This window comes from Paracidovorax wautersii (genome assembly GCF_900113035.1).
Lineage (GTDB): Bacteria > Pseudomonadota > Gammaproteobacteria > Burkholderiales > Burkholderiaceae_C > Paracidovorax > Paracidovorax wautersii.
On the sequence record NZ_FONX01000001.1, the window covers coordinates 435,698 to 458,599 of the forward strand.

Below are 22,902 nucleotides of genomic sequence, written 5' to 3' on the forward strand. Positions count from 1 at the left end.
CCAGGCGGTGCACTGCGCTGGTGCACCGCCCGCGCCGTCCACCACCCGCCGCCCACCCCCGGCGGCCGGCACGCGCGCCAACGCTATGCAAAAGATAGCTGCCCACCCAGGAACAACCAGCGCTGCAGGCCATTCCAGGCACGAATCCATCGCCGTACTGGCACAGCCATTGCTTGAAGCCCCGCATAGCCGGCCGCTCCAACGACGGAAAGCGCTGCCGGCCAGGACGAAGGCGTCCCCACGGGTGTCGGGCCATTGAAGAGGCCGGGCGCTCCGTGTGGGCGCCTTTTCTTTTTGGTGTTCGGCGTGCGCACTGCGCCGCCCTGACCTGGAGTGGCGACGATGGACAAACCCCGGCTGGTGATGGTGGGCAACGGCATGGCCGGCGTGCGCACGCTCGAAGAGCTGCTGAAGATCGCGCCCGGCCTCTACGACATCACCGTCTTCGGCGCCGAGCCGCACCCGAACTACAACCGCATCCTGCTCTCGCCCGTGCTGGCGGGCGAGCAGACGCTGGACGAGATCATCCTCAACGACTGGGACTGGTATGCGCAGCACGGCATCGCCCTGCATGCCGGCTGCACCGTGACCGAGGTGGACCGCGTGCGCCGCGTGGTGCATGCCACCAACGCGGCCGGCGAGACGGTGAGCACGCCCTATGACCGGCTGATCCTCGCCACCGGCTCCAACCCCTTCATGCTGCCGGTGCCCGGCCACGGCCTGGAAGGCGTGCTGGCGTACCGCGACATCGCCGACACCCAGGCCATGATCGACGCCGCCGCCCGCTACCGGCAGGCGGTGGTGATCGGCGGCGGCCTGCTGGGCCTGGAGGCGGCCAACGGCCTCATGAAGCGCGGCATGGACGTGACCGTGGTGCATGTGGGCGACTGGCTGCTGGAGCGCCAGCTCGACGCCACCGCCGCCGGCCTGCTGCAGCGGGCGCTGGAGCAGCGCGGCCTGCATTTCCGGCTCAAGGCACAGACCGCGGCGCTGCTGGGCGATGCCGATGCCGATGCCGGCGAAGGCACGGGCACGGCCGGCCGCGTGCGCGCCGTGCGCTTCCAGGACGGCAGCGAGATCCCCGCCCAGCTGGTGGTGATGGCCGTGGGCATCCGCCCCAACACCCGGCTGGCCGAGCAGATGCGCCTGCATGTGAACCGGGGCATCGTGGTGAGCGACACCCTGCAGACCGTGACCGACCCGCGCATCTACGCCGTGGGCGAGTGCGCCGCGCACCGCGGCATCGCCTACGGGCTGGTGGCGCCGCTCTTCGAGCAGGGCCGGGTGCTGGCCAACCATCTGGCGCAGCACGGCATCGGGCGCTACCAGGGCTCGCTGGTCTCCACCAAGCTCAAGGTGACCGGCATCGACCTCTTCAGCGCGGGCGACTTCCAGGGCGGCGAAGGCACGGAAGAGATCGTGATGAGCGACCCGGCCGGCGGCATCTACAAGAAGCTGGTGCTCAAGGACGACCGGCTGGTGGGCGCCTGCCTCTACGGCGACACGGCCGACGGCAACTGGTACTGGCGCCTGCTGCGCGCGGGCATGACGGTGACGGAGATCCGCGACTTGCTGATGTTCGGCGAGCCGCCGGCCGAAGAGGCCGCGCCACCCGCCACCTCGCCCACAGCCACCGGAACGCTATCGAAACAATAGCTGCAGGCGCGCTCCCAACCTGCGCTACAGCCCCAGAACCCCTGAAACCCAACGACCTCGCCCCATGCAAGCCACCCGTTCCACCTGCCCCTACTGCGGCGTCGGCTGCGGCGTCCTCATCGAAACCGACGGCCAGGCCATCACCGGCGTGCGCGGCGACCCGGACCATCCGGCCAACTACGGCCGGCTCTGCACCAAGGGCTCGACGCTGCACCTCACCGCCACCAACGCGGTCACGCTGCAGACGCGCCTGCTCGAACCCCTGCAGCGCCGCGAACGCGGCGGCCCGCTGCAGGCCCTGGGCTGGGACGCGGCGCTGGACACCGCCGCCCAGGCCTTCGACGACGTGATCGCCCGGCACGGCCCCGACGCGGTGGGCTTCTACGTCTCGGGCCAGCTGCTGACCGAGGACTACTACGTCTTCAACAAGCTCGCCAAGGGCCTGATCGGCACCAACAACATCGACACCAACTCCCGCCTGTGCATGAGCAGCGCCGTGGCCGGCTACAAGGCCACGCTGGGCGCCGATGCGCCGCCCGCCTGCTACGACGACGTGGACCATGCGCAGTGCCTCTTCATCGTGGGCAGCAACGCGGCCTGGGCACACCCCATCCTGTTCCGCCGCATCGAGGCCGCCCGCGCCGCCCACCCCGGCATGAAGATGATCGTGGCCGACCCGCGCCGCACCGACACCGCGGGCTCGGCCGACCTGTTCCTGCCACTGCTGCCCGGCACCGACGTGATGCTGTTCAACGCCATGCTGCACGTGATGCTGCGCGAAGGCTGGGTGGACTGCGACTACATCGCGCGCCACACACGCGGCTTCGAGAGCCTGCTGCCGCTGGTGCTGCACTGCACGCCCGCGCGCGCCGCCCAGGTCTGCGGACTGAAGGCGGAAGACATCGTCACCGCGGCGCGCTGGTTCGCCGGGGCGGACGGCAACAAGCACGCCGAGCGCCGGCCCACGCTCAGCCTCTACTGCCAGGGCCTGAACCAGAGCAGCCACGGCACGGCCAAGAACGCCGCACTCATCAACCTGCACCTGGCCTGCGGGCAGATCGGCCGGGCGGGCGCGGGGCCGTTCTCGCTCACCGGCCAGCCCAACGCCATGGGCGGGCGCGAGGTGGGCGGCCTGGCCAACCTGCTCTCGGCCCACCGCGATCTGGGCAACGCCCAGCACCGCGCCGAAGTCGCCGCGCACTGGGGCGTGGCCGACGTGCCCGCCCGGCCCGGCAAGACGGCGGTGGAGATGTTCCAGGCCGCCGCCGACGGCGAGATCCGCGCCCTCTGGATCGCCTGCACCAACCCGGCCCAGAGCATGCCCGACCAGGCCACCGTGCGCCGCGCATTGGAGCGCGCCGAGTTCGTCGTGGTGCAGGAAGCCTTCGCCACCACCGCCACCTGCGATTTCGCCGACCTGCTGCTGCCCGCCACCACCTGGGGCGAGAAGACCGGCACCGTCACCAACAGCGAGCGCCGCATCTCCCGCGTGCGCCCCGCCGTGGCCGCGCCCGGCCAGGCCCGCCACGACTGGCAGGCCGCCGTGCAGTTCGCGCGCCGCCTCGAAGCGCGGCTGCGCCCGGGCGCGCCCAGCCTCTTTCCCTATTCCACGCACGATGCCGACGCGGGCGCCGAAGCCATCTGGAACGAGCACCGCGAAAGCACCCGCGGGCGCGACCTGGACATCACCGGCCTCTCGTGGCGCCTGCTGCAGGAACGCGGCCCCCAGCAGTGGCCGATGCCCGAAGGCGCCACCGCCGGCCGGGCACGGCTCTACGAAAACGGCGTCTTCCCCACGCCCGACGGCCGCGCCCGCTTCGCCGCCCACGCCTGGCAGCCGCTGGCCGAGCCGCCCGTCTCGCGCTGGCCCTTCAGCCTGACCACCGGCCGCCTGCGCGACCAGTGGCATGGCATGAGCCGCACCGGCACGCTGGGGCGCCTGTTCGGCCACGTGGCCGAACCCAGCCTGCAGATGCACCCTGACGACATGGCGCAGCAGGGCCTGGCGGGCGGCGAGCTGGTCCACGTCACCTCCAAGCGCGGCTCCATCGTGGTGCCGGTGCAGCCCGACGCCACGCTGGCGCGGCAGCAGGTCTTCATGGCCATGCACTGGGGCAGCGAATACCTCGGCGGGCGATCGTCCACCGGCCAGCCGCTGGCGGGCGTGAACGCGCTCACCACCTCGGCCTACTGCCCCAGCTCCAAGCAGCCGGAACTCAAGCACGCCGCCGTCAAGGTGCTCAAGGCCGAGCTGCCCTGGAACCTGCTGGCCCTGGCCTGGCTGCCCGAAGGCGACGCCCTGGCGGCACGCAGCCAGCTGGCCGCGCTGATGCGCGAACTGCCCTTCGCGAGCTGCGTGCCCTTCGCATCCGCCGCGGCCGAGGGCGCCCGCCCGCGCACCGGCGTGCTGCTGCGCGGCGCGGCCTACGAGGCGCCCGAAGGCGATCTGCTCGCACGCATCGAGCGCCTGCTGTGCCTGGATGCGCCCGACACCGTGCGCTACCAGGACCGGCGCCGCGGCCAGCACCGCAGCGCCCGGCTGGCGCGCGCGGCGGACGGCAGCGCCACCCTGCAGGCCGTGCTGCTGGGCGGCGACACGCGCTCGGGCGCCTGGCTGCGCACCGTGCTGCAGGAAGAGCTGCCCGCCCAGGCCTACGGCCGCCTGCTGCTGGTGCCCAGTGCCACGCCGCCCGTGGCCGTGCAGTCGCGCGGCAAGCCGGTGTGCGTGTGCCTGAACGTGACCGACGCGGCCATCGCCACGCAGCTGGCCGCCTGCCACGGCAGCGATGCGGACCGCCTCGCGCAGCTGCAGGGCGCGCTGCGCTGCGGCACGCAGTGCGGCTCCTGCGTGCCCGAACTCAAGCGCATGGTGCGCGCCACGGCGGCTGCCGCGCCCACCACGGAACGGGGGCTGCAGCCGGCGTGAGCGGCGGCGGATTTTCTCGGCACCATATAACGGCTGGTTATCTGACCTGCGGGACAATCGCGGGTTCGCCGGGCGCACCCGCTGCCCGGCCCTGCCGCGTTCTTCGCACCCCGTTCCGCACCTTTCCTCTCTTCTTCTCTCTTTCCAGCCAAGCCGCCATGGGCATCAGCCAGTACATCAAGGAAATCGGCCGCGGCGCGCGCGGCGCCAAGGCCATCGACCGCGCACAGGCCGCCGACCTCTTCGGCCAGGTGCTCGACGGCCAGGTGACCGACCTGGAGGTCGGCGCCTTCTGCATCGCCATGCGCATCAAGGGCGAGACCAGCGAGGAGATGTGCGGCTTTCTCGACGCGGTGCACGCCCGCATGGCCCTGGTGCCGGCCGGCGACGCGCCGCTCATCGTGCTGCCCAGCTACAACGGCGCGCGCAAGCTGCCGGTGCTCACGCCCCTGCTGGCGCTGCTGCTGGCCCGCGAAGGCCTGCCGGTGCTGCTGCACGGCATGCGTACCGAGGCGCGCCGCATCCTGGCCTCCGACGTGCTCGAAGCCCTGGGCATTCCAGCGCTCGAAGCGCCCGAGAAGATCGCGAACGGCCGCGTCGCCCATCTGCGCACCGACCGCCTGCACCCGGGCCTGGCCCGCCTGCTGGCCGCGCGCGAGGTGATCGGCCTGCGCAACCCCGGCCACAGCGTGGCCAAGCTGATGAACCCCTGCGCCGGCCCGGCCCTGGTGGTCACCAGCTACACCCATCCCGAATACTTCGACATGCTCTGCACCACCTTCGCCAGCATGGGCATGCATGCCCTGCTTTCGCGCGGGCTGGAAGGCGAAGTGGCGGCCGACCCGCGCCGCACGCCCCGCTACGACGCCTTCGTGGCCGGCGCCCACCAGCTGCTGGAAGAGCAGCAGCCCGGCACCGCCAGCGAGGTATCCGGCCTGCCCGCAGAGATCGACGTGCAGACCACCGCCGGCTACACCCGCCGCGTGCTGGCGGGCGAACTGCCGGTGCCGCCTGCGCTGGCACGGCAGGTGGAACACATCTTGCGTCTGAGCACCACAATCACCACGGAGACCCGTCCATGACCCGCCCCACCCCCACGTTCCACACCCAAGGCGGCACCGCCCTGCGCGGCACCTGCACGCTGGTGGGCGCCGGCCCGGGCGATCCCGAACTGCTCACGCTCAAGGCGCTCAAGGCCATCCAGGCGGCCAGCGTGCTGCTGGTCGATGACCTGGTGAGCGACGAAGTCATCGCGCACGCCGCGCCCACGGCGCGCATCGTCCACGTGGGCAAGCGCGGCGGCTGCAAGAGCACGCCGCAGGCCTTCATCGAAAAACTCATGGTCATGGCCGTGAACGAGGGCGAGAACGTGGTGCGCCTGAAGGGCGGCGATCCGTTCATCTTCGGCCGCGGCGGCGAAGAGGTCGAACACCTGCGCGCCGCCGGCATCGAGGTGACGGTCATCAACGGCATCACCGCGGGCCTGGCCGGCATGACGCTGCTGGGCACGCCCCTCACCCACCGCGAGCATGCCCACGGCGTGATCTTCGTGACCGGCCACGCCAAGCCCGGCGACGCCGGCACCGACTGGCGCCAGCTGGCCGCCACCGCCCGCGCAGCCAAGCTCACCCTGGTCATCTACATGGGCGTGAGCAGCGCCCAGCACATCCAGGACGAGCTGCTCACCGGCCTGCCCGCCAGCACGCCCGTGGTCGTCATCCAGCACGTCAGCCTGCCCTGCCAGCGGCATGCGCTCACCACGCTGGGCGAGCTGCACGCCACCATCGAGCGCGAGCAGCTCGGCAGCCCCTCGGTGATCGTCATCGGCGACGTGGTGAGCGGCGTGGCCGCCGCCACGCAGGGGCTGGCCTCCGCCACCGACGGCACCACCATCGCGCCGCCGCCCCCGCTGCGGCACGCCGGCTGATCCAAGGCCGATCCGCAAGACCCCAGCGACGCACCGCGAAGAAAACCGCCCAGCCCCTCCACCCCCACCGCCCGCACCGCCATGGCCGCCGCCCTCCCCGCCCTCGCAATGCACCCGCCGGCGGTGCGTACCGGCCCCGCCGGCGATGCCGGCAAGGATGCAGGCAACGTCTCCCTGATGAACATCGCGGGGCGCCAGCGCATGCTGTCGCAGCGCATCGTGCTGCAGACCGTGCTGGCCGTGCAGGGGCAGGCCGAGCAGGCGCGCGCCGCGCGGCAGACTCTGGAGCTGTTCGAAACCAGCCAGGCCCGCCTGGTGCAGACGCCCCGGCAGCTGGACGCCGCCTCGGCCCGCGAGGTGCAGGCCATCTACCACGGCCCCCAGGGCGTGGGCGCAGCCATCGACGCCTTCGCGCGCCAGGCGCGCAACGTGCTCGACCTGGCCGACCAGGCCAGCGCCCGCGCCGCCGACGCGCTGGCCACGCTGGTGGGCACGACCGATGCCGTGCTCAAGGCGCTCGACGCCGCCACCACCGTCTTCGACCAGATCCAGCGCCGGCAGTCCGAAGCCATGATGAACGAGCTGACCGGCATCGTCAGTTCCATCCAGACCGTCGCCCGCGAGGCCAAGGTGGTGAGCTTCAACGCGCAAGTGATGGCCGCCCGCGCCGCATCGCACGGGCGCGAATTCGCCGTCGTGGCGAATGTGCTTTCGGGCATCACGGCGGAGATCGACCGGCTGTCACTGCAGGCCGTCTCGCTCGCCGGGCGCGGCCGCAAGGCCGCCTGAAATGTGTTGGAAAGGGGCGCTGCCCCGGATCGCCCCGCTCAGCCGTGCGCCAGCGCCGCTTCGCGCTGGATCTGCGCGAAACGCTCGGCCAGTTCCTTGCGCAGGCTCTTGCGCAGCAGGGCGGCTTCCCAGCGGCGGCGTTCGTCGGGCGTGGAAGGCGAGAGCGGCGGCACGGCCGTGGGCTTGCGCTCCTCGTCCACCGCGACCATGGTGAAGAAGCAGCTGTTGACGTGGCGCACGACCTGGGTGCGGATGTCTTCGGCCACCACCTTCACGCCGATCTCCATCGACGAGGTGCCGGTGTAGTTCACGCTGGCCAGGAAGGTGACCAGCTCGCCCACGTGGATGGGCTGCAGGAAGGTGACCTGGTCCACGCTCAGCGTGACCGCATAGCGGCCCGAATAGCGCGCCGCGCAGGCATAGGCCACCTGATCGAGCTGCTTGAGCACGGCGCCGCCGTGCACGTTGCCCGAGAAGTTGGCCATGTCGGGGGACATCAGCACGGTCATGCTGAGCTGGTGTGCGGGGAGCTGGGAGGTCATGCATCGATTTTAGGAGCAGCACATGACGGCTGCGCCTGCACTGATGCAGCTTCGCTACACTCGCGCCCATTCTTTTTTCGCGGCTTCCCCGGCTGCGCCGCATCATGTCCGACCCCCAGAAAACCGCCGCCCCCCGATACGACGCCGTCATCCTGGGCGCTGGCGCGGCGGGCCTCTTCTGCGCTGCGCAGGCCGGCCAGCGTGGCCTGAAGGTGCTGCTGATCGACCATGCCGAGAAGGTGGCCGAGAAGATCCGCATCTCGGGCGGCGGGCGCTGCAACTTCACCAACCGCGACCTGGACGTGCGTGCGCCGCACCGGCACTTCGTGGGCCAGAACCCGCAGTTCGCGCGCTCGGCGCTGTCGCGCTACACGCCGGCGGACTTCATCGCCCTGGTCGAGCGCCACGGCATCGCCTATCACGAGAAGCACAAGGGCCAGCTCTTCGCCGACCGCTCGGCCGAAGACCTGATCCAGATGCTGCTGGCCGAATGCGCGGCCGGCCAGGTCGAGCGCTGGCAGCCCTGCGGCGTCAGAAAAGTGGCGTTTTCGGCCAACAGCCCAGACGGGACCAGCGCACCCTGCTATCACATCGATACCGATCGCGGCCCGGTGACGGCGCGCAGCCTGGTCATCGCCACGGGCGGGCTGTCGATCCCCAAGATCGGCGCGACCGACTTCGGCTACCGGCTGGCGCAGCAGTTCGGCATCCCGCTGGTGGAGCGCCGCCCGGGCCTGGTGCCGCTCACCTTCGATGGCGACGCCTGGGCGCCCTATGCGCAATTGGCCGGCCTGGCGCTGCCGGTGGAAATCTCGACCGGCACGAAGAAGGCCCGCACCGCCTTCCTCGAAGACCTGCTCTTCACCCACCGCGGCCTCTCGGGCCCGGCGGTGCTGCAGATCTCCAGCTACTGGCAGCCGGGCACGCCGCTGGCCATCGACCTGGCGCCGGGCGCGGACCTGGCCGGGGCCCTGTCCCAGGGCAAGGCCCGCTCGAAGAAGCTCATCGCCAACGAACTGGCCGGCCACGTGCCCAGCCGCCTGGCCGACGCCTGGGCGCAGCAGAGCCCCGACTGGCAGCGCCCCATCAACGAAGCCTCCGACAAGGCGCTGGCACGGCTGGCCGAACAGCTGGCGCGCTGGGAGCTGACGCCTACCGGCACCGAGGGCTACAAGAAGGCCGAAGTCACGCTGGGCGGCATCGACACGCGCGCGCTGTCGCAGCAGACCATGGAAGCCACCGCGCAGCCGGGCCTGTATTTCATCGGCGAGGTAGTGGACATCACCGGCTGGCTGGGCGGCTACAACTTCCAGTGGGCCTGGGCCAGCGCCCATGCCTGCGCGCAGGCGCTGCCGCCGGCCTGAGCCCAAGCCCAAGCCACCGGCCTGGGGCGCGCGCCCGCCGCCGTGGCCCGGCGTGCCATCAGGCTTCCTCGGCCGCCTCCTCTGAAAAGGCCAGGTGCGGCGGCCTGGCGGCCGCCTCCGCGACCCACCGCTGCAGCGCCTCGGGCGGCAGCGCGCGGCTGAAGAGATAGCCCTGCACCTCGTCGCAGGCCAGCGACTCCAGCATGCGCAGCGTGGCCGCGTCCTCCACGCCCTCGGCCACCACCTGCAGCCCGAGCGTGTGGCCCAGGCCGATGATGGCGCGCGTGATCGCCATGTCGGCCGGGCTCGAGAGCATGTCGCGGATGAAGGACTTGTCCACCTTCAGCTTGTCGATCGCGAAGCGCTTGAGGTAGGCCAGGCTCGAATAGCCGGTGCCGAAATCGTCGATGGCCAGCTGCACGCCCAGCTGCTTGAGCGCCGCGAGCTGCCCCTGCGCCATGCCGGCGTTGTCCATCAGCTGCGATTCGGTGATTTCCAGCTCCAGGCAGCTGGCCGGCATGCCGTGGCGCGACAGCAGCGCGGCGATGTCGGGCACCAGCTGCGGATCGGCCAGCTGCGCAGCCGAGAGGTTCACCGACACCGGCAGGCCCGCGAGCCCGCCGCCGGCTTCCGCCGCGAGCCAGAGCGCCCACTGCGCGCAGGCCTGGTCCAGCACCCAGGCGCCGATGGCCCGGATGAGCCCGGCCTCTTCGGCGATGGGAATGAACTCGCCCGGCAGCACCTCGCCCAGCGACGGATGGCGCCAGCGCAGCAGCGCCTCCAGGCCCGTGGGCTGGCAGGTGCGGGCGGACATGCGCGGCTGGTAGTGCAGCGCGAACTCCCGGCGCTCCAGCGCGCGCCGCAGAGACTGCTCCATGGCCTGCCGGGCCTGCACGCGCTGGTCGGTCTCCAGCGAATAGAGGCGCGCCATGTCGCGGCCGGCGGTCTTGGCCTCGTACATGGCCGCGTCGGCGCGGCGCATGAGCTCGTCCAGATCGCCGCCGTCGCCCGGAAAGACGGCGATGCCCACGCTGCATGACACGTTGAGCTCGTGGCCTTCGACCATATGGCTCTGGCGGATCAGCGGGATCAGCCGGCGCTCCACCGCCTGCAGCACGTCGGCCGGGCCGTCCACGTCCCGCATGATGATGACGAATTCGTCGCCACCCAGCCGGCTCACCGTGTCGCAATGGCGCGTGGCCTGCATCAGCCGTGCCGCCACCGAGCGCAGCAGCCCGTCGCCGATGTGGTGGCCCAGCGTGTCGTTGATGGCCTTGAAGCGGTCGAGGTCGATGAACAGCACCCCCACCCGTTCCCCGTTGACGCTGGCCTGCGCCAGCGCGGCCTGCAGCCGCTGCACGCAGAGCGAGCGGTTGGGCAGCTCGGTCAGCACGTCGTGGTGGGCGAGGAACTGGATGCGCTCCTCGTTGCGCTTGCGGTCGGTGATGTCCAGGGCGATGCCGATGTGGTTGGTGACCGCCCCGCCCTTGCCGCCCTCGCGCACGGCCGACACCATCAGCCAGGCCGGATAGGTGTCGCCCGAGCGGCGGCGTAGCCGCACCTCGCCCTGCCAGGATTCCTTGTCCTGCAGCGTGCGGGCGATGACGGCGCCCAGGGGCGGATCGCCCGCGTCCTCCAGCAGGAAGTCCAGGCTTTCGCCGAGCAGCTCGTAGAAGTCGTGGTGCGTGCTGCGGCAGAAGGCGCGGTTCACGCTCAGGATGCGCTGGTCGGCCGACATGATGATGATGCCCTCCGAAGAGGCCTCGAACACCTTGGCCCAGAGCTCCAGCCGCTGCTCCATCAGCTTCAGCACGTTGATCGGCGTGAAGGCGGTGAGCATGGCCTCGCGCCCCTGGAACTGCAGCCGGCGCGCCGAGAGCACGGCCCAGAGCGGCTCGGCGCTGCCCTTCCAGCGCACCTCGAACTCATCGACCACGCCCTGGTCCGCCAGGCGCTGGAAGAACCGTGCGCGCACGCTGGGATCCAGGCCCCGGTGCCAGGGATCGCGCACCGTGCCGTTGAGCCAGGGCGTGGCCGGCTCGTTGGCATGCAGCACCTCGTGCTCGGGCACCGAGGTGACCACCATCGGGATCGGGAAGGCCTCCACCAGCTCGCGCTGCGCCTCGGCGGCGCGGGCGCTGGCGGCCAGCTCCTGCTGCAGCAGGCGCTCGCGGTCCAGCTGCGCCAGCATGCTGTTGAAGGCCGTCACCAGGCGGCCGATCTCGTCGCTGCTGTTCCAGTGCGCGCGCAGGCTGTGGTCGCCGGTCTGGCGCACCTCGTCGGCCACGCGGGAGAGTTGCTGCAGCGGCTTGGCGATCTGCCGCGCCACCAGCGTGACCACGCTCAGGATGCAGCCCAGCAGCAGCAGGGCCGTGCCCATGTGCAGCCACATGCGGGCGAAGAGGTCGTCCACGCGCGTGTGCAGCAGGCCGTCGAGCTGCAGCGTGCCCTGCTCCCAGGCCACCTGCAGATTGCTCAGCAGCGCGCGCTGGCGGTCGGGCAGCTCGGCCTGGGCCGCGTGCGTGTCGCCCTGCGCGATGGCTTGCAGCATCGCCTGGAAGTCGGCGCCCGCCGCCGCCAGCGCCTGCCGCTGCTGGGCCAGCGCCGAGCGCAGGGCGGGCGAGCCGGCGATGAAGGCCTGGTTGTAGTCCGAATCGATGCCGGCCATCACCGCGTCCAGCCGGCCCGCGAGCGTGAGCAGCTCCCCCGAGCGATGCGCGGAGGAAACGCCCGGCCGCGCGGGCTGGCCCATGAAGCCGGCGATGTCGTGCGTGACCTGCAGCAGCTCCGGAAAGCGCAGCAGGATGAGCGACATCACGTAGTAGCTGTCCAGGTCGGGGTCGAGGATGAGGTTGGACTGGTTGCCCACGGTGGTCATCAGCTCGCGGCCCTCGCTCAGCAGGCGGGCCCGCCCGGCTTCGCGGGATGCAGCGGGCGCCGCAGTGCCTTCGGCCGGGCGCAGCAGCGCCTCGAAGCGCTGCGCGCTGTCCGTGGTCTTGAGCTGGGCGTCGTACTGCGCGCGCACGCGCTGCAGGCGGTCCACCACCAGGGTCGGCGGGCCGCCGTCTTCATGGAGAAAGGCATCCAGCAGCGCATCGCGCACCACCGAGGCATAGGCCGTGCCCACGATCTCCTTGCGTGCGAAGTCGATGGCCAGGAATTTCTCGTGGATCAGGATGCCCGACACGTAGATCACCGCCGTCAGATCGAGCAGGTAGATGAGCATGAGCTTGCGGCCCACGCTGAGCCGGCCCAGCCAGCGGGAAACTCTTTGCACGATGGACATGTGGTGGAAACCCCGGTGGGGAACGCCGTGAAGCGGCCCGTGGAACGAGCGGAATGCATAGCCAAGCCCCAGGCGGGCGATACGCTGCATGCGATGCCGAAAGAGCGAAGCAAGAGCCAAGCCCGGCGCGCCCGGGAGGCACCTCCCGGCCTGCCCGAAAGCGATCCCGGCCCCTGTCGGAGCAGACTGCGCCCCGCCGATACCGCAAGCCCGCTATAATCTCCGGCTTTGCTGGCAAACCCCGTCGGCCAATACTAGTTATAGACGGGGAATTTTCGCCGCGTACGGCTTTCAGGCCCGATCTCCTGGAAACCCTCTGCCGGCACATTTTGGAAAAATTGAGCTAATGACCACCATTCGCGTTAAAGAGAACGAACCCTTCGACGTGGCGCTGCGCCGCTTCAAGCGCACCATCGAAAAACTGGGCCTGCTGACCGACCTGCGCGCCCGCGAGTTCTACGAAAAGCCCACCGCAGAGCGCAAGCGCAAGAAGGCTGCCGCCGTCAAGCGCCACTACAAGCGCGTGCGCAGCATGCAGCTGCCCAAGAAGCTGTACTGATCCAGACAGCCGGCCTCACCGCCGAAAACCCGCGCTAGGGACGCCAAGCGCGGGTTTTTTCGTTTATCGGGTTTGCCCAAACGCTTTCCGGCGCGCTGGCGCCGCCGCCGTGCGCAAGACCTTGCGCCCACACCGAAAGCCTTTGGGCAAACCCTGTCCACCGCCTCCAACCGACAGAAAGCATCCCTATGAGCCTCAAGGACCAGATCACCGAAGACATGAAGACCGCGATGCGCGCCAAGGACTCCGAGCGCCTGGGCACCATCCGCCTGCTGCAGGCCGCCATGAAGCAAAAGGAAGTCGATGAGCGCGTGACGCTCGACGACGCGGCCATCGTCGCCATCGTGGACAAGCTCATCAAGCAGCGCAAGGACTCCATCGCGGCCTTCGAAGGCGCGGGCCGCCAGGACCTGGCCGACAAGGAAAAGTCCGAAATGACCGTGCTGCAGGCCTACCTGCCCGAACGCATGTCGGCCGACGAAGTGGCCGCCGCCGTCAAGGCCATCGTGGCCGAGCTGGGCGCCTCGGGCCCTGGCGACATGGGCAAGGTCATGGGCGCGGTCAAGACGCAGCTGGCAGGCAAGGCCGACATGGGCCAGGTGTCCGCCGCCGTGAAGGCCGCGCTGGCCGGCTGATCGACCAGGCCCCGCAGCGCCGGGCCCGCCTGATGCCGAATGCCGAATGCCGGCACTCCATCCCCGGAGTGCCGGCATTTTTCTTGGCAGCTACGCCGGGGCGCGATCGCCGGCATCAGGCCGGCCGCCGCCTCCGCGCACGGCCTGGGCGACGTATTCCTCCAGGAACTCCACGCACACCCGCACCTTGGCGGAACGGTCCAGCCGCGTCGGATAGACTGCCCAGATGTTGGCCTCCTGCTGCCACTCGGGCAGCACGCGCACCAGCCGGCCCGACTCCAGCTCGTCGCCCACATCCCACAGCGAGCGCAGCACGATGCCGCGCCCGTCCTCCGCCCACTGCACGGCCATCTCGCCGTTATTGGCCGACAAGGGGCCGCGGACCTTGACCGTGTGCTCCACCGAGCCGCTGCGCAGCCGCCACACGCCGAACGGGCGGTCGCGCTCCTTGATGACCAGGCAATCGTGGGCGGACAGATCCGCCACCGTGCGCGGCACGCCCTGGCGCGCCAGATAGGCGGGCGCGGCGCAGAGCACGCGGTGGTTGCTGCCCAGCCGCCGCGCGATGAGGTGGGGCGCGATCTCGTCCCCCACCCGCACGTCCAGATCGAAGCCTTCGCCCGCCACATCCACCAGCCGGTCGAACACCTCCAGGCGCACCTGCAGCGCCGGATGCCGCTCCACCAGGCTGGAGAGCGCCGGCGCCAGCACGCGCCGGCCGAAGCCGAAGCTGCAGCTCACCCGCAGCAGGCCGCGCGGCTCGCGGCGCGTGACGGCCACTTCCTGCATCAGCTGGTCCACGTCGTCCAGGATGCGCTGCGCCCAGTGGAAGACCCGCTCGCCCTCCTCCGTCACCGCCACGCGGCGCGTGGTGCGGTGCAGCAGCTTGACGGCGAGGTCTTCCTCCAGCAGCCGGATGCGCTTGCTCACATAGGCCGGAGACACGCCCAGTTCCACCGCCGCATCGGCGAAGCTGGATTTGCGCGCCACCACGGTGAAGACGCGCAGGTCGTCGGTCGCAGGAAATTTATGCACGATGTGTGAACAATGAGACCACAGGAAGGCCATTGTATGAATCCGGGCGCAGCACAACAATGCAGCCATGCCGTCGGTTTCCGCATTCAGGCGCCGCCGGCCCCACGTCATTGGAGACACCACCATGCAAGCACCCATCACCACCCGCATCGCAGTTCTCGCCGGCGACGGCATCGGCAAGGAAGTCATGCCCGAAGGCCTGCGCGTGCTGCGCGCAGCGGCCCAGCGCTTCGGCATCGACCTGCAGGTCACCGAGTTCGAATGGGCGAGCTGCGACTACTACGCCGCGCACGGCCAGATGATGCCGGACGACTGGAAGGCCCAGCTCAAGGGCTTCGATGCGATCTACTTCGGCGCCGTGGGCTGGCCGGCCACCGTGCCCGACCACGTCTCGCTCTGGGGCTCGCTGCTGAAGTTCCGCCGCGAGTTCGACCAGTACATCAACCTGCGCCCCGTGCGCCTCTTCGAAGGCGTGCCCTGCCCGCTGGCGGGCCGCAAGCCCGGCGACATCGACTACTTCGTCGTGCGCGAGAACACCGAAGGCGAATACACCTCGCTCGGCGGCATCATGTACGAGGGCACCGACCGCGAGATCGTGATCCAGGAATCGGTCTATTCCCGCAAGGGCGCAGAACGCCTGCTGAAGTTCGCCTTCGACCTGGCCCAGAGCCGCGCCAAGAAGCACGTGACCCTCGCCACCAAGAGCAACGGCATCGCCATCAGCATGCCCTGGTGGGACCAGCGCGCCGACGCCGTCGCCCAGGACTACCCCGAGGTGACGCTGGACAAGCAGCACATCGACATCCTCACCGCCCGCTTCGTGCTGCAGCCCGGGCGCTTCGACGTGGTGGCCGCCACCAACCTCTTCGGCGACATCCTCTCGGACCTGGGGCCGGCGACCACCGGCACCATCGGCCTGGCACCGTCGGCCAACCTCAACCCCGAGCGCAGCTTCCCGAGCCTGTTCGAGCCCGTGCACGGCTCGGCGCCGGACATCTACGGCCAGAACATCGCCAACCCGATCGCCATGATCTGGTCGGGCGCGCTGATGCTGGACTTCCTCACGCAGGGCCAGGGCGCGGGGCGCCAGGCGCACGACGCCATCGTGGCGGCGATCGAGGAGGTGATCAAAAGCGGGCCGCGCACGCCGGACTTGGGCGGCACGGCCAGCACCACTCAGGTCGGCGAGGCCATCGCGCAGGCCGTGGCAGCCGGCTAAAGCGCCATCCACACGGCAAGTGAGGCTGCCGCAGCGCAGCCGACCTTGCCAGGGGCGGTGGCAAATCACCGCAAAGACACCTGCGGCGCATGCCTTGGGCCCGCTCGCTACACTCCTGCGTTTTCTTCCACGAGAGCAGGATTGACGGCATGCGCCTGACCGCCTTGTTGCGCCCCTTTGCCTTCCTGAGCCTGGCGGCACTGGCCGCCTGCAGCAGCACCACACCCACCCAGCGCTCCGACGCCATCGCAGCCACCCCCACGCAGACGGCGGCCGGCGGCGTCCCACCCGTCAAGATCGGCATCGCCCTGGGCGGCGGCGCCGCCAAGGGCTTCGCGCACATCGGCGTCATCAAGATGCTGGAAGCCAATGGCTTCGCGCCCTCCGTGGTCGCGGGCACGAGTGCAGGCAGCGTGGTGGGCGCGCTCTACGCCAGCGGCATGAGCCCTTTCGAGATGCAGGAAAAGGCCGTGGCGCTGGACGAATCCCAGATCCGTGACCTGCAGCTGTCTTCGGGCGGCCTGCTGCAGGGCCAGAAGCTGGAAGACTACGTGAACGCGCAGGTCCACAACGTCCCGCTGGAAAAGCTTTCCAAGCCCTTCGTGGCCGTCGCCACGCGGCTGGAAGACGGCGAGCGCACCGTCTTCGCACGCGGCAACACCGGGCAGGCCGTGCGCGCCTCCAGCAGCATCCCGGGCGTCTTCCAGCCGGTGACCATCGGCAAATACCACTTCGTGGATGGCGGCGTCGTCAGCCCCGTGCCGGTGGATGCGGCGCGACAGCTGGGGGCAGACATCGTCATCGCCGTGGACATCTCCAGCAAGGCGCGCGGCAAGGCGCCAGGCGACCTGCTGGGCACGGTGGGCCAGTCGATCGCCATCATGGGACAGAAGCTGGGGCAGGCGGAACTGTCACGGGCCGACGTCGTCATCCGCCCGGAGGTGCTGGACATCGGCGCGGCGGACTTCAGCCAGCGATCCAGCGCCATCCTGGAAGGGGAAAAGGCCGCGCTCGCCGCCATGCCGCGCATTCGGGCACGGGTGGCCCAGCTGCAGGCAGAGCGGGCCCAGGCGGCACGCCTGGCGCAACAGCAGGCTGCGGAAGCGCAATATCGCACCTGCCTGGAAAACCGCTCGCGGATCAGAAAGCTGGCCGAAATGGCCGGGATGGAAGACACCTGCACACCGCCTGCCGGCTACAAACCCTGACGGGCCAACCGCAGGCAGCCCCGCCAGCGGAACACCCATCCGGGCCGGCCTTGCCTGACGGCAAGGGCCGGATCAACGGGCCACGCCGCCCATCGGCTTCGAATCGGTCCGCAGGGCGATTTCATGCCTACCCGTGCCAGGAGCCGAAGAGGCGACGGTCTGCTGCGCCAGTACCGGGAAGCTCGAAAACAGGGCACTGCGCAGTTCCCGGCCTTCCAGCTTGAACGCCACGACGGCCACCACCGCCACCACGGCGATGGCTGCTGCGATCCAGAAGACCCGGACATCCCCCATGCCATCGGCGGCAGTGCCGCGCCTGCTGGCCGCGTCGGCCGGGACCATGGTGTCTGAGAGATGGCGCATAGGAGACTCCCGTAAGGTTCGCAACATTTTTCAAGTCACGTGTGCAAAGTTATACGCCTGCCGGGCAGAGGCGTGTCAGACGCCTTCCTTTGCTGGCGCCATGCACTGCCACAGCGTCCGGAAGGGGCCAGAGGCGGCTACGCCGTCCTCTGCCGCAGCGGCCTTCCGTCCTACGGCAGGCCACCGCAGGCATGCTCACACTCGATCTCGTCGACGCCCCTCGACACCTCCCTCCCTTGCGAAGCTCGCAAGTTGACCCGCCCTGGTGGCGGGTCTCTTTTTTGGCGAGGCGCCATGGGCGTGAAGCCCATTCATCGCCCAGTAGGTGCGATGCGGCAAGCCATCAAGGCAAGAGCCCCTCAGGCCGTCCGCCGGTCAATTCAGCCGGACGTCGAAATACGCCTCTTCGGCATCGCCGATATGCGACAGCGCCCGTTCGCGCGCCGTGGAAGAGGCCTTCTGCCAGCGAAAGGCCACGGCCTGATCGACCTCGGAAATCATGTCCGCTCCGTCCAGCGACGCGATCACCTCGCAAGCCGCCACCACTTCGTACGGCCCGCCCAGGGCCCGCTCCAGCTCACGGGCATAGCGCCGCTCTGCGGCAAGCCTTGCCTCGCCCGGCAAGCTCGAAGGAACATCGCACAGCATGATGCGGTAGGGAGATTCGGTGATCGTCATTTCCATGATGGGCTCCTGATGAATACTGTTTAAATTTACAGTATTTTCATCACCCTGCACAAGAGGTGTTGCGCGTGTGCCCAAGCACGCACGTCCGCGAACCGCACCACCCCTGCTCAGAAGATGCGGCACGGCGCAACCGATTCGGGGATGCGGATCAGGCACGACTCGGCCACGCAGCAACAAGGCCGCAAGCGAGCACAGATGGATGGAAGGGGAAAAAGAAGACTTGCCACGGACAGCCCATGTACGGCTGGCGGGGCGCACACCGCATTGCGCGGCACGCACAAAGAAAAAGCCCCCTAGATCGTCGATCTAGAGGGCTTTGGGTACCAATGGTTAGTTGGTAGGCGCGATTGGACTCGAACCAACGACCCCCACCATGTCAAGGTGGTGCTCTAACCAGCTGAGCTACGCGCCTGTGTGTATTCGAGAAGCGAGAGTATAGCAGTAAAAATCGGCCCGCCGAAAGAATTGCATTTTTTCGCTTCAACGCCGCCGCGCCGAGCGCACGCCGGGCACGGTGGCGACGATGCCCAGCACCTTGCCGAGGCGGCCCGAATCGGCGACCTCCACGGTGAAGGTCATCCAGGCCGTGCCCTTGACGGACTGCGTCTGCACGCCGATGACGTTGGTCTTCTCGCGGGCGAAGACGTCGGAAATGTCGCGCAGCAGGCCCTGGCGGTCGGAGGCTTCCACCGATACGTCCACCGGATAGACGGCAGCGCCTGCGGCCGGCGCGGCCGACGACGCCTTGGGCCGGCCCCACTCCACCTCGATGACGCGCTCGCCGTTGCGCGCGGCCATCTCGCGGAAGTTGCGGCAGTCGGCGCGATGCACGCTCACGCCCTTGCCGCGCGTGACGAATCCGCGGATGGCATCGGGCGGCGCGGGCTTGCAGCACTTGGCAAGCTGCGTCATGAGCGAGTCGATGCCGACCACCAGCACGCCGCCCTTGCCGCTGGCGTCGGCGCCGCGCGCCTTCTTGATGGGCAGGAAGTCGTCGGGCTGCAGGACGGGCTCGGGCGGCGGGCGCAGCAGGGTTTCGATGCTGCGCAGCGAGAACTCGTCCTTGCCGACCACCTCGAAGAGCGCATCGGCCGTCTTGAAGCCCAGTTGCACGGCCAGGTCGTCCAGCTTCATGGCCGTACGGCCTTCGCGCTGCAGCAGCTTTTCGACGGCCTCGCGGCCGCGTGCCACGGTCTCGTGCGTGGCCTGGGCGTTGAACCAGGCACGCACCTTGGCCCGCGCACGGTGGCTGGTGAGGTAGCCCAGTTCGGCATTGAGCCAGTCGCGCGAGGGGCGCCCCTCCTTCACGGTGGTGATCTCCACCGTCTGGCCGTTCTGCAGCGCGGTGTTGAGCGGCACCATGGCGCCGTCCACGCGCGCGCCGCGGCAGCGGTGGCCCAGGCTGGTGTGGACGGCATAGGCGAAGTCCACGGGCGTGGCGCCCTGGGGCAGTTCGACCACCGCCGCGCCGGGCGTCAGCACGTAGATGCGGTCCTCGAAGAGGCCGCTGTGGCTGGCGGAGCCGACCAGGTCGCGCTCCCAGGCCAGCAGTTGCCGCAGCACGGCGATCTTGGCGTCGTATTCGCCGCTGGCCGTGACGCCCGCATAGCCCTTGGTGCCGGCCTCCTTGTAGGCCCAGTGCGCCGCCACGCCGTGCTCGGCATGGTCGTGCATGGCCTGGGTGCGGATCTGGATCTCGATGGGCTTGCCGGCATCGTCGCGCACCACGGTGTGCAGCGACTGGTAGCCGTTGGGCTTGGGCCGGGCGATGTAGTCGTCGAACTCGGCCTCGATGGGCTTGAACTGCTGATGCACCCACGAGAGGGCCGCATAGCAGTCCTTGATCGACGGCACCACCACCCGCAACGCGCGGATGTCGAACACCTGGCCGAAGTCCAGCGACTTGCCGCGCATCTTCTTGACGATGCTGTAGATGTGCTTGGGCCGGCCCTGCACGGTGGCGCTGATGCTGCGCGAGCGCAGCTCCGATTCGACGCGGCTGCGCAGTTGCTCCATGTAGAGCTCGCGCTCGGTGCGCTTTTCGTCGAGCAGCCGGGCGACTTCCTTGTAGGTGTCGGGCTCCAGGAAGCGGAAGGAGAGGTCTTCCAGCTCCCACTTCATCTGCCAGATGCCCAGCCGGTTGGCCAGCGGCGCGAAGACCTGCAGCGCCTCGCGGGCGATGCCTGGAGACACCGGCCGCTTGGAGGCCGCGTAGTAGCGCAGCGTCTGCAGGCGCGAGGCCAGCCGCAGCATGACCACGCGCAGGTCGCGCGAGAAGGCGAGCAGCATCTTGCGCACGTTCTCGGTCTGCACGGCCGGGTCGTCCACCAGGGTGCCGGCCACCTGCGCATCGCGGGCCTGCTGCTGCACGCGCATGAGCTTGGTGGTCTCGATCGCGAGCGTGGCGAAGTTCTCGCCGAAGGCCTTGCTGATGACTTCCTGCGGCTTGTTCAGGTGCGACGAGGCATGCACCAGATAGCAGGCGGCCTGCATGGCTTCGGAGCCGCCGATGCCCTTGAGGATGGCGGCCACCGCATCGGCGTGCGCCAGCGTGTTCTCGCCGGTCTCCAGGGTTTCGCCGATCAGCAGCGGCTCGGCAAAAGCGCGCGCGCGGGCCAGCGCATCGACCTGCTCGGGGAAGGTCTGCGCCGTGGCCGCGATGAGCTGGGGCATGGATTCAGGGCGGCTGCCCTGCGGCTGGGCGCCCGGCAGGGCCTGGCCGACGACGCTGCTCTTCATGCCCGCACCTCGCCATCGCCCTGCAAGAGAAAGTCGGCCACCACCTGCGCCTGGTCGTCGGACACCAGCGTGGGCGCATGCCCCACGCCGGCGAACTCCACCACCTGCGCGCGCGGGCCGCGCTGCGCCATGGCCGCCGCCGTGGCGGGCGAAAGCAGGTCCGACTGCGCGCCGCGCAGCAGCAGCACCTGGGCGGTGATCTGGTCGTACAGCTGCCAGAGCGCCGCCTCGCCGGCCTGTGCGCCCTCTTCGGTCAGCGAGCGGAACGGCACGGCGATGGCCGGGTCGTAATGCAGCGTGAAGCCGCCCTGCCCGTCCGGGCGCAGCATGGGCCGCGACAGCGCCAGCCACTGCGCGGGCGTGTGCGGGCCGAAGCTGCTAGAGATGGCCCAGAGCGCGTCGGCCGCCTGCTGCTCCGACGTGAAGTGCACCGGCTGCCCCACATAGCTGCCGATGCGGCGCAGCGCCGCCCATTCGAGGGCCGGCCCCACGTCGTTGAGCACCAGGCGCCGCACCGGCGCGGGCAGCGGCAGGCCGGGCTGCCCGGCGATCGCCAGGCCGATCAAGCCGCCCATGCTGGTGCCGACCCAGTCCAGCGTGCCGATCGGCGCCTGCGCGTGCAGTTGCGCCAGCAGCGCCAGCATGTCGCCCGCATAGACGGGCACCTGGTAGCCGGCCGCATCGGCCAGCCAGTCGCTGCGGCCACGGCCCGCGACGTCGGGGCAGATCACGCGGGCATGCGCGCTCAGGCGCCGCGCCAGCACGTCGAAGTCACGCCCCTGGCGGGTGAGGCCGTGCACGCAGACGATCACATGCGGGTGGCCGGGGTTGCCCGTCTGGTTCCATTCCCAGTACGCCATGCGGTGGGCAGGGGCCTGCTCCGCAGGCCGGGAAGCGCCGGATGTCGCAGCGGGGAGCCCGGGGCAGAGGACGTGGTTCAGGGTGGGTTCGGTCATGGGAGAACAGGGACTTGCCGTGCGCGCCGCGAGGCGCCGGATCGCTGGACGGGCCTCTTGCCCGATCCTTGACGGCCATCCTAATTCATCCCGCAGGCCCCTTCCGGGGAATGCGGGGACGGGGCCGAGCCGCCACGCCCCCCATCCGGCCGGACGAAAAAAGCCCCGCAGTGCGGGGCTTGCAGAAGGCCGCCGTGCCGCCCGGGCGTGGAAGCGCCGGGGCACCGCAGGGGCCATCGAATCAGCGCATCTGCACGCTGCCGGAGACGGTGACCTGCACCTGCGCCTTGCCCGCCTCGACCGGCACCGGCGCGTCGAAGGCCTCGGCCTTGGCCTGCATCGCCATCATGCGCGGACGCGGTCCGGGCATGGATTCGCTGTTGCTCACCAGCACGTCGCGTAGCGTGTAGCCGGTGAACCCGAAGCCGCGCGAGAGCTCCGTCGCACGGCGCTTGAAGTCCTCGATGGCGCGGCTCTGGGCTTCGCCCTCGACCTTGGCGCGGGCCTCGCGCGAGAGGTCGAACGCGACCTGCGTGATGGGCATGCTCTGGATGCGGCCGGCCGTGGAGGTGATGCGCCCGAAGTCGCGCCCTTCCAGCACCAGCTCCGCGCGGCCCTGCCAGCCGGTGATCTTGCCGTCCTTGCCGTAGCGCGGGAACAGGCCGAAGTTGCCGGTGCGCACCTCCATCTGCTGGGGCTGGGCATTGCGCTTAGCTTCTGCCAGCGCGGAGTCAAGAGCCTGCTTGAGCTGCGTCTGCACGCCTGCGGCGTCGGAGCCTTCCTTGGTGGTGCCCAGCGTCAGCACCAGCACGTCCTGCTGCACGTCCACCGAACCGTGGGCGGACAGTTGCAGCACGTTTTCCATCGGGGCCGGGGCAGTCTGGGCAAAAGCCGCGCCAGCGCAGGCGATCAGGGCACCTGCTGCTATCAATTTGGAAGTATTCTTCAGTGTCATTCGCAACGCTCCGTCAGTTGCGGCGCCCCACTCGGGACGCCGAAACGCCACCTTAA

General features: G+C 69.8%; 17 protein-coding genes, 1 tRNA gene and 1 pseudogene. 10 read left to right on the forward strand and 9 right to left on the reverse strand.

Going from position 1 to position 22,902, the window contains the following annotated elements:
* Nucleotides 1-342: 342 nt before the first annotated feature.
* From BM070_RS01850 to BM070_RS01870, 5 genes and pseudogenes are all read left to right on the forward strand, one after another.
* Nucleotides 343-1,587, forward strand: a pseudogene (locus tag BM070_RS01850) (NAD(P)/FAD-dependent oxidoreductase); the annotation flags it as partial.
* A gap of 133 nt (nt 1,588-1,720) precedes the next feature.
* Nucleotides 1,721-4,582, forward strand: coding sequence for a nitrate reductase (locus tag BM070_RS01855; protein ID WP_092937009.1), 2,862 nt, complete (start codon nt 1,721-1,723; stop codon nt 4,580-4,582).
* Between the two features lie 158 nt (nt 4,583-4,740).
* Nucleotides 4,741-5,664, forward strand: coding sequence for a DNA-binding protein YbiB (gene ybiB / locus BM070_RS01860; protein ID WP_092937011.1), 924 nt, complete (start codon nt 4,741-4,743; stop codon nt 5,662-5,664).
* Nucleotides 5,661-6,509: a uroporphyrinogen-III C-methyltransferase gene (gene cobA / locus BM070_RS01865; RefSeq protein ID WP_092937013.1), complete on the forward strand. Its 849-nt coding sequence runs from the start codon at nt 5,661-5,663 to the stop codon at nt 6,507-6,509. Before ybiB ends, cobA begins: the two co-directional genes overlap by 4 nt.
* An 81-nt stretch (nt 6,510-6,590) precedes the next feature.
* Nucleotides 6,591-7,298: a type IV pili methyl-accepting chemotaxis transducer N-terminal domain-containing protein gene (locus BM070_RS01870; protein ID WP_092937015.1), complete on the forward strand. Its 708-nt coding sequence runs from the start codon at nt 6,591-6,593 to the stop codon at nt 7,296-7,298.
* A gap of 38 nt (nt 7,299-7,336) precedes the next feature.
* On the opposite strand, the gene BM070_RS01875 is transcribed toward BM070_RS01870, so the two are convergent.
* Entirely contained in the window at nt 7,337-7,840 is a 504-nt protein-coding gene (locus BM070_RS01875; protein ID WP_092937017.1) for an acyl-CoA thioesterase, read from the reverse strand.
* A gap of 104 nt (nt 7,841-7,944) precedes the next feature.
* Here BM070_RS01875 and BM070_RS01880 point away from each other — a divergent pair, with 104 nt between their 5' ends.
* The gene (locus tag BM070_RS01880) at nt 7,945-9,204 is read left to right on the forward strand and encodes a BaiN/RdsA family NAD(P)/FAD-dependent oxidoreductase (protein ID WP_092937019.1); all 1,260 of its coding nucleotides are present in this window, start codon (nt 7,945-7,947) and stop codon (nt 9,202-9,204) included.
* Nucleotides 9,205-9,262: 58 nt separating this feature from the next.
* On the opposite strand, the gene BM070_RS01885 is transcribed toward BM070_RS01880, so the two are convergent.
* A complete protein-coding gene (locus BM070_RS01885) occupies nt 9,263-12,490 on the reverse strand; it encodes an EAL domain-containing protein (RefSeq protein ID WP_092937021.1) in 3,228 nt (1,075 codons plus the stop codon).
* Nucleotides 12,491-12,836: 346 nt separating this feature from the next.
* Here BM070_RS01885 and rpsU point away from each other — a divergent pair, with 346 nt between their 5' ends.
* Together rpsU and BM070_RS01895 are read left to right on the forward strand one after the other, a co-directional pair.
* Nucleotides 12,837-13,049, forward strand: a complete 213-nt coding sequence (rpsU, locus tag BM070_RS01890; RefSeq protein WP_007833691.1) for a 30S ribosomal protein S21 — start codon at nt 12,837-12,839, stop codon at nt 13,047-13,049.
* A 188-nt stretch (nt 13,050-13,237) separates the two neighbouring features.
* A complete protein-coding gene (locus tag BM070_RS01895; protein ID WP_092937023.1) occupies nt 13,238-13,684 on the forward strand; it encodes a GatB/YqeY domain-containing protein in 447 nt (148 codons plus the stop codon).
* Nucleotides 13,685-13,774: 90 nt separating this feature from the next.
* On the opposite strand, the gene BM070_RS01900 is transcribed toward BM070_RS01895, so the two are convergent.
* Complete coding sequence (locus BM070_RS01900; RefSeq protein WP_245785066.1) at nt 13,775-14,719, reverse strand: LysR substrate-binding domain-containing protein; 945 nt, start codon at nt 14,717-14,719, stop codon at nt 13,775-13,777.
* A gap of 124 nt (nt 14,720-14,843) precedes the next feature.
* On the opposite strand from BM070_RS01900, the gene BM070_RS01905 reads away from it, so the two are divergent.
* Together BM070_RS01905 and BM070_RS01910 are read left to right on the forward strand one after the other, a co-directional pair.
* Nucleotides 14,844-15,938 (forward strand): tartrate dehydrogenase, encoded by a 1,095-nt coding sequence (locus BM070_RS01905; RefSeq protein ID WP_092937027.1) that lies wholly within the window; start codon nt 14,844-14,846, stop codon nt 15,936-15,938.
* A 149-nt stretch (nt 15,939-16,087) separates the two neighbouring features.
* Nucleotides 16,088-17,146: a patatin-like phospholipase family protein gene (locus tag BM070_RS01910; protein WP_092937029.1), complete on the forward strand. Its 1,059-nt coding sequence runs from the start codon at nt 16,088-16,090 to the stop codon at nt 17,144-17,146.
* Between the two features lie 72 nt (nt 17,147-17,218).
* Here the strand turns inward: BM070_RS01910 and BM070_RS01915 are convergent, their stop codons facing one another.
* The 6 genes from BM070_RS01915 to BM070_RS01940 form a co-directional block, all read right to left on the reverse strand.
* Nucleotides 17,219-17,488 (reverse strand): hypothetical protein, encoded by a 270-nt coding sequence (locus tag BM070_RS01915; RefSeq protein ID WP_092937031.1) that lies wholly within the window; start codon nt 17,486-17,488, stop codon nt 17,219-17,221.
* Between the two features lie 396 nt (nt 17,489-17,884).
* Nucleotides 17,885-18,193 (reverse strand): hypothetical protein, encoded by a 309-nt coding sequence (locus BM070_RS01920; RefSeq protein WP_092937033.1) that lies wholly within the window; start codon nt 18,191-18,193, stop codon nt 17,885-17,887.
* Nucleotides 18,194-18,531: 338 nt separating this feature from the next.
* Nucleotides 18,532-18,608, reverse strand: a tRNA-Val gene (locus BM070_RS01925).
* Nucleotides 18,609-18,676: 68 nt separating this feature from the next.
* Nucleotides 18,677-20,935, reverse strand: coding sequence for a RelA/SpoT family protein (locus tag BM070_RS01930; protein WP_092937035.1), 2,259 nt, complete (start codon nt 20,933-20,935; stop codon nt 18,677-18,679).
* Nucleotides 20,932-21,891: an alpha/beta fold hydrolase gene (locus tag BM070_RS01935; protein ID WP_092937037.1), complete on the reverse strand. Its 960-nt coding sequence runs from the start codon at nt 21,889-21,891 to the stop codon at nt 20,932-20,934. Before BM070_RS01935 ends, BM070_RS01930 begins: the two co-directional genes overlap by 4 nt.
* A 241-nt stretch (nt 21,892-22,132) precedes the next feature.
* Nucleotides 22,133-22,846, reverse strand: coding sequence for an SIMPL domain-containing protein (locus BM070_RS01940; RefSeq protein ID WP_434803157.1), 714 nt, complete (start codon nt 22,844-22,846; stop codon nt 22,133-22,135).
* Nucleotides 22,847-22,902 lie beyond the last annotated feature (56 nt).

Bases quoted from the DNA above. Each gene is read 5' to 3' on its own strand.
- BM070_RS01940 (WP_434803157.1), bottom strand. From the start codon at position 22,846: ATGACACTGAAGAATACTTCCAAATTGATAGCAGCAGGTGCCCTGATC.
- BM070_RS01870 (WP_092937015.1), top strand. From the start codon at position 6,591: ATGGCCGCCGCCCTCCCCGCCCTCGCAATGCACCCGCCGGCGGTGCGT.
- BM070_RS01855 (WP_092937009.1), top strand. From the start codon at position 1,721: ATGCAAGCCACCCGTTCCACCTGCCCCTACTGCGGCGTCGGCTGCGGC.
- ybiB (WP_092937011.1), top strand. From the start codon at position 4,741: ATGGGCATCAGCCAGTACATCAAGGAAATCGGCCGCGGCGCGCGCGGC.
- cobA (WP_092937013.1), top strand. From the start codon at position 5,661: ATGACCCGCCCCACCCCCACGTTCCACACCCAAGGCGGCACCGCCCTG.
- BM070_RS01895 (WP_092937023.1), top strand. From the start codon at position 13,238: ATGAGCCTCAAGGACCAGATCACCGAAGACATGAAGACCGCGATGCGC.
- BM070_RS01920 (WP_092937033.1), bottom strand. From the start codon at position 18,193: ATGGAAATGACGATCACCGAATCTCCCTACCGCATCATGCTGTGCGAT.
- BM070_RS01935 (WP_092937037.1), bottom strand. From the start codon at position 21,891: ATGACCGAACCCACCCTGAACCACGTCCTCTGCCCCGGGCTCCCCGCT.
- BM070_RS01915 (WP_092937031.1), bottom strand. From the start codon at position 17,488: ATGGTCCCGGCCGACGCGGCCAGCAGGCGCGGCACTGCCGCCGATGGC.
- BM070_RS01875 (WP_092937017.1), bottom strand. From the start codon at position 7,840: ATGACCTCCCAGCTCCCCGCACACCAGCTCAGCATGACCGTGCTGATG.
- rpsU (WP_007833691.1), top strand. From the start codon at position 12,837: ATGACCACCATTCGCGTTAAAGAGAACGAACCCTTCGACGTGGCGCTG.
- BM070_RS01905 (WP_092937027.1), top strand. From the start codon at position 14,844: ATGCAAGCACCCATCACCACCCGCATCGCAGTTCTCGCCGGCGACGGC.
- BM070_RS01885 (WP_092937021.1), bottom strand. From the start codon at position 12,490: ATGTCCATCGTGCAAAGAGTTTCCCGCTGGCTGGGCCGGCTCAGCGTG.
- BM070_RS01910 (WP_092937029.1), top strand. From the start codon at position 16,088: ATGCGCCTGACCGCCTTGTTGCGCCCCTTTGCCTTCCTGAGCCTGGCG.
- BM070_RS01880 (WP_092937019.1), top strand. From the start codon at position 7,945: ATGTCCGACCCCCAGAAAACCGCCGCCCCCCGATACGACGCCGTCATC.
- BM070_RS01930 (WP_092937035.1), bottom strand. From the start codon at position 20,935: ATGAAGAGCAGCGTCGTCGGCCAGGCCCTGCCGGGCGCCCAGCCGCAG.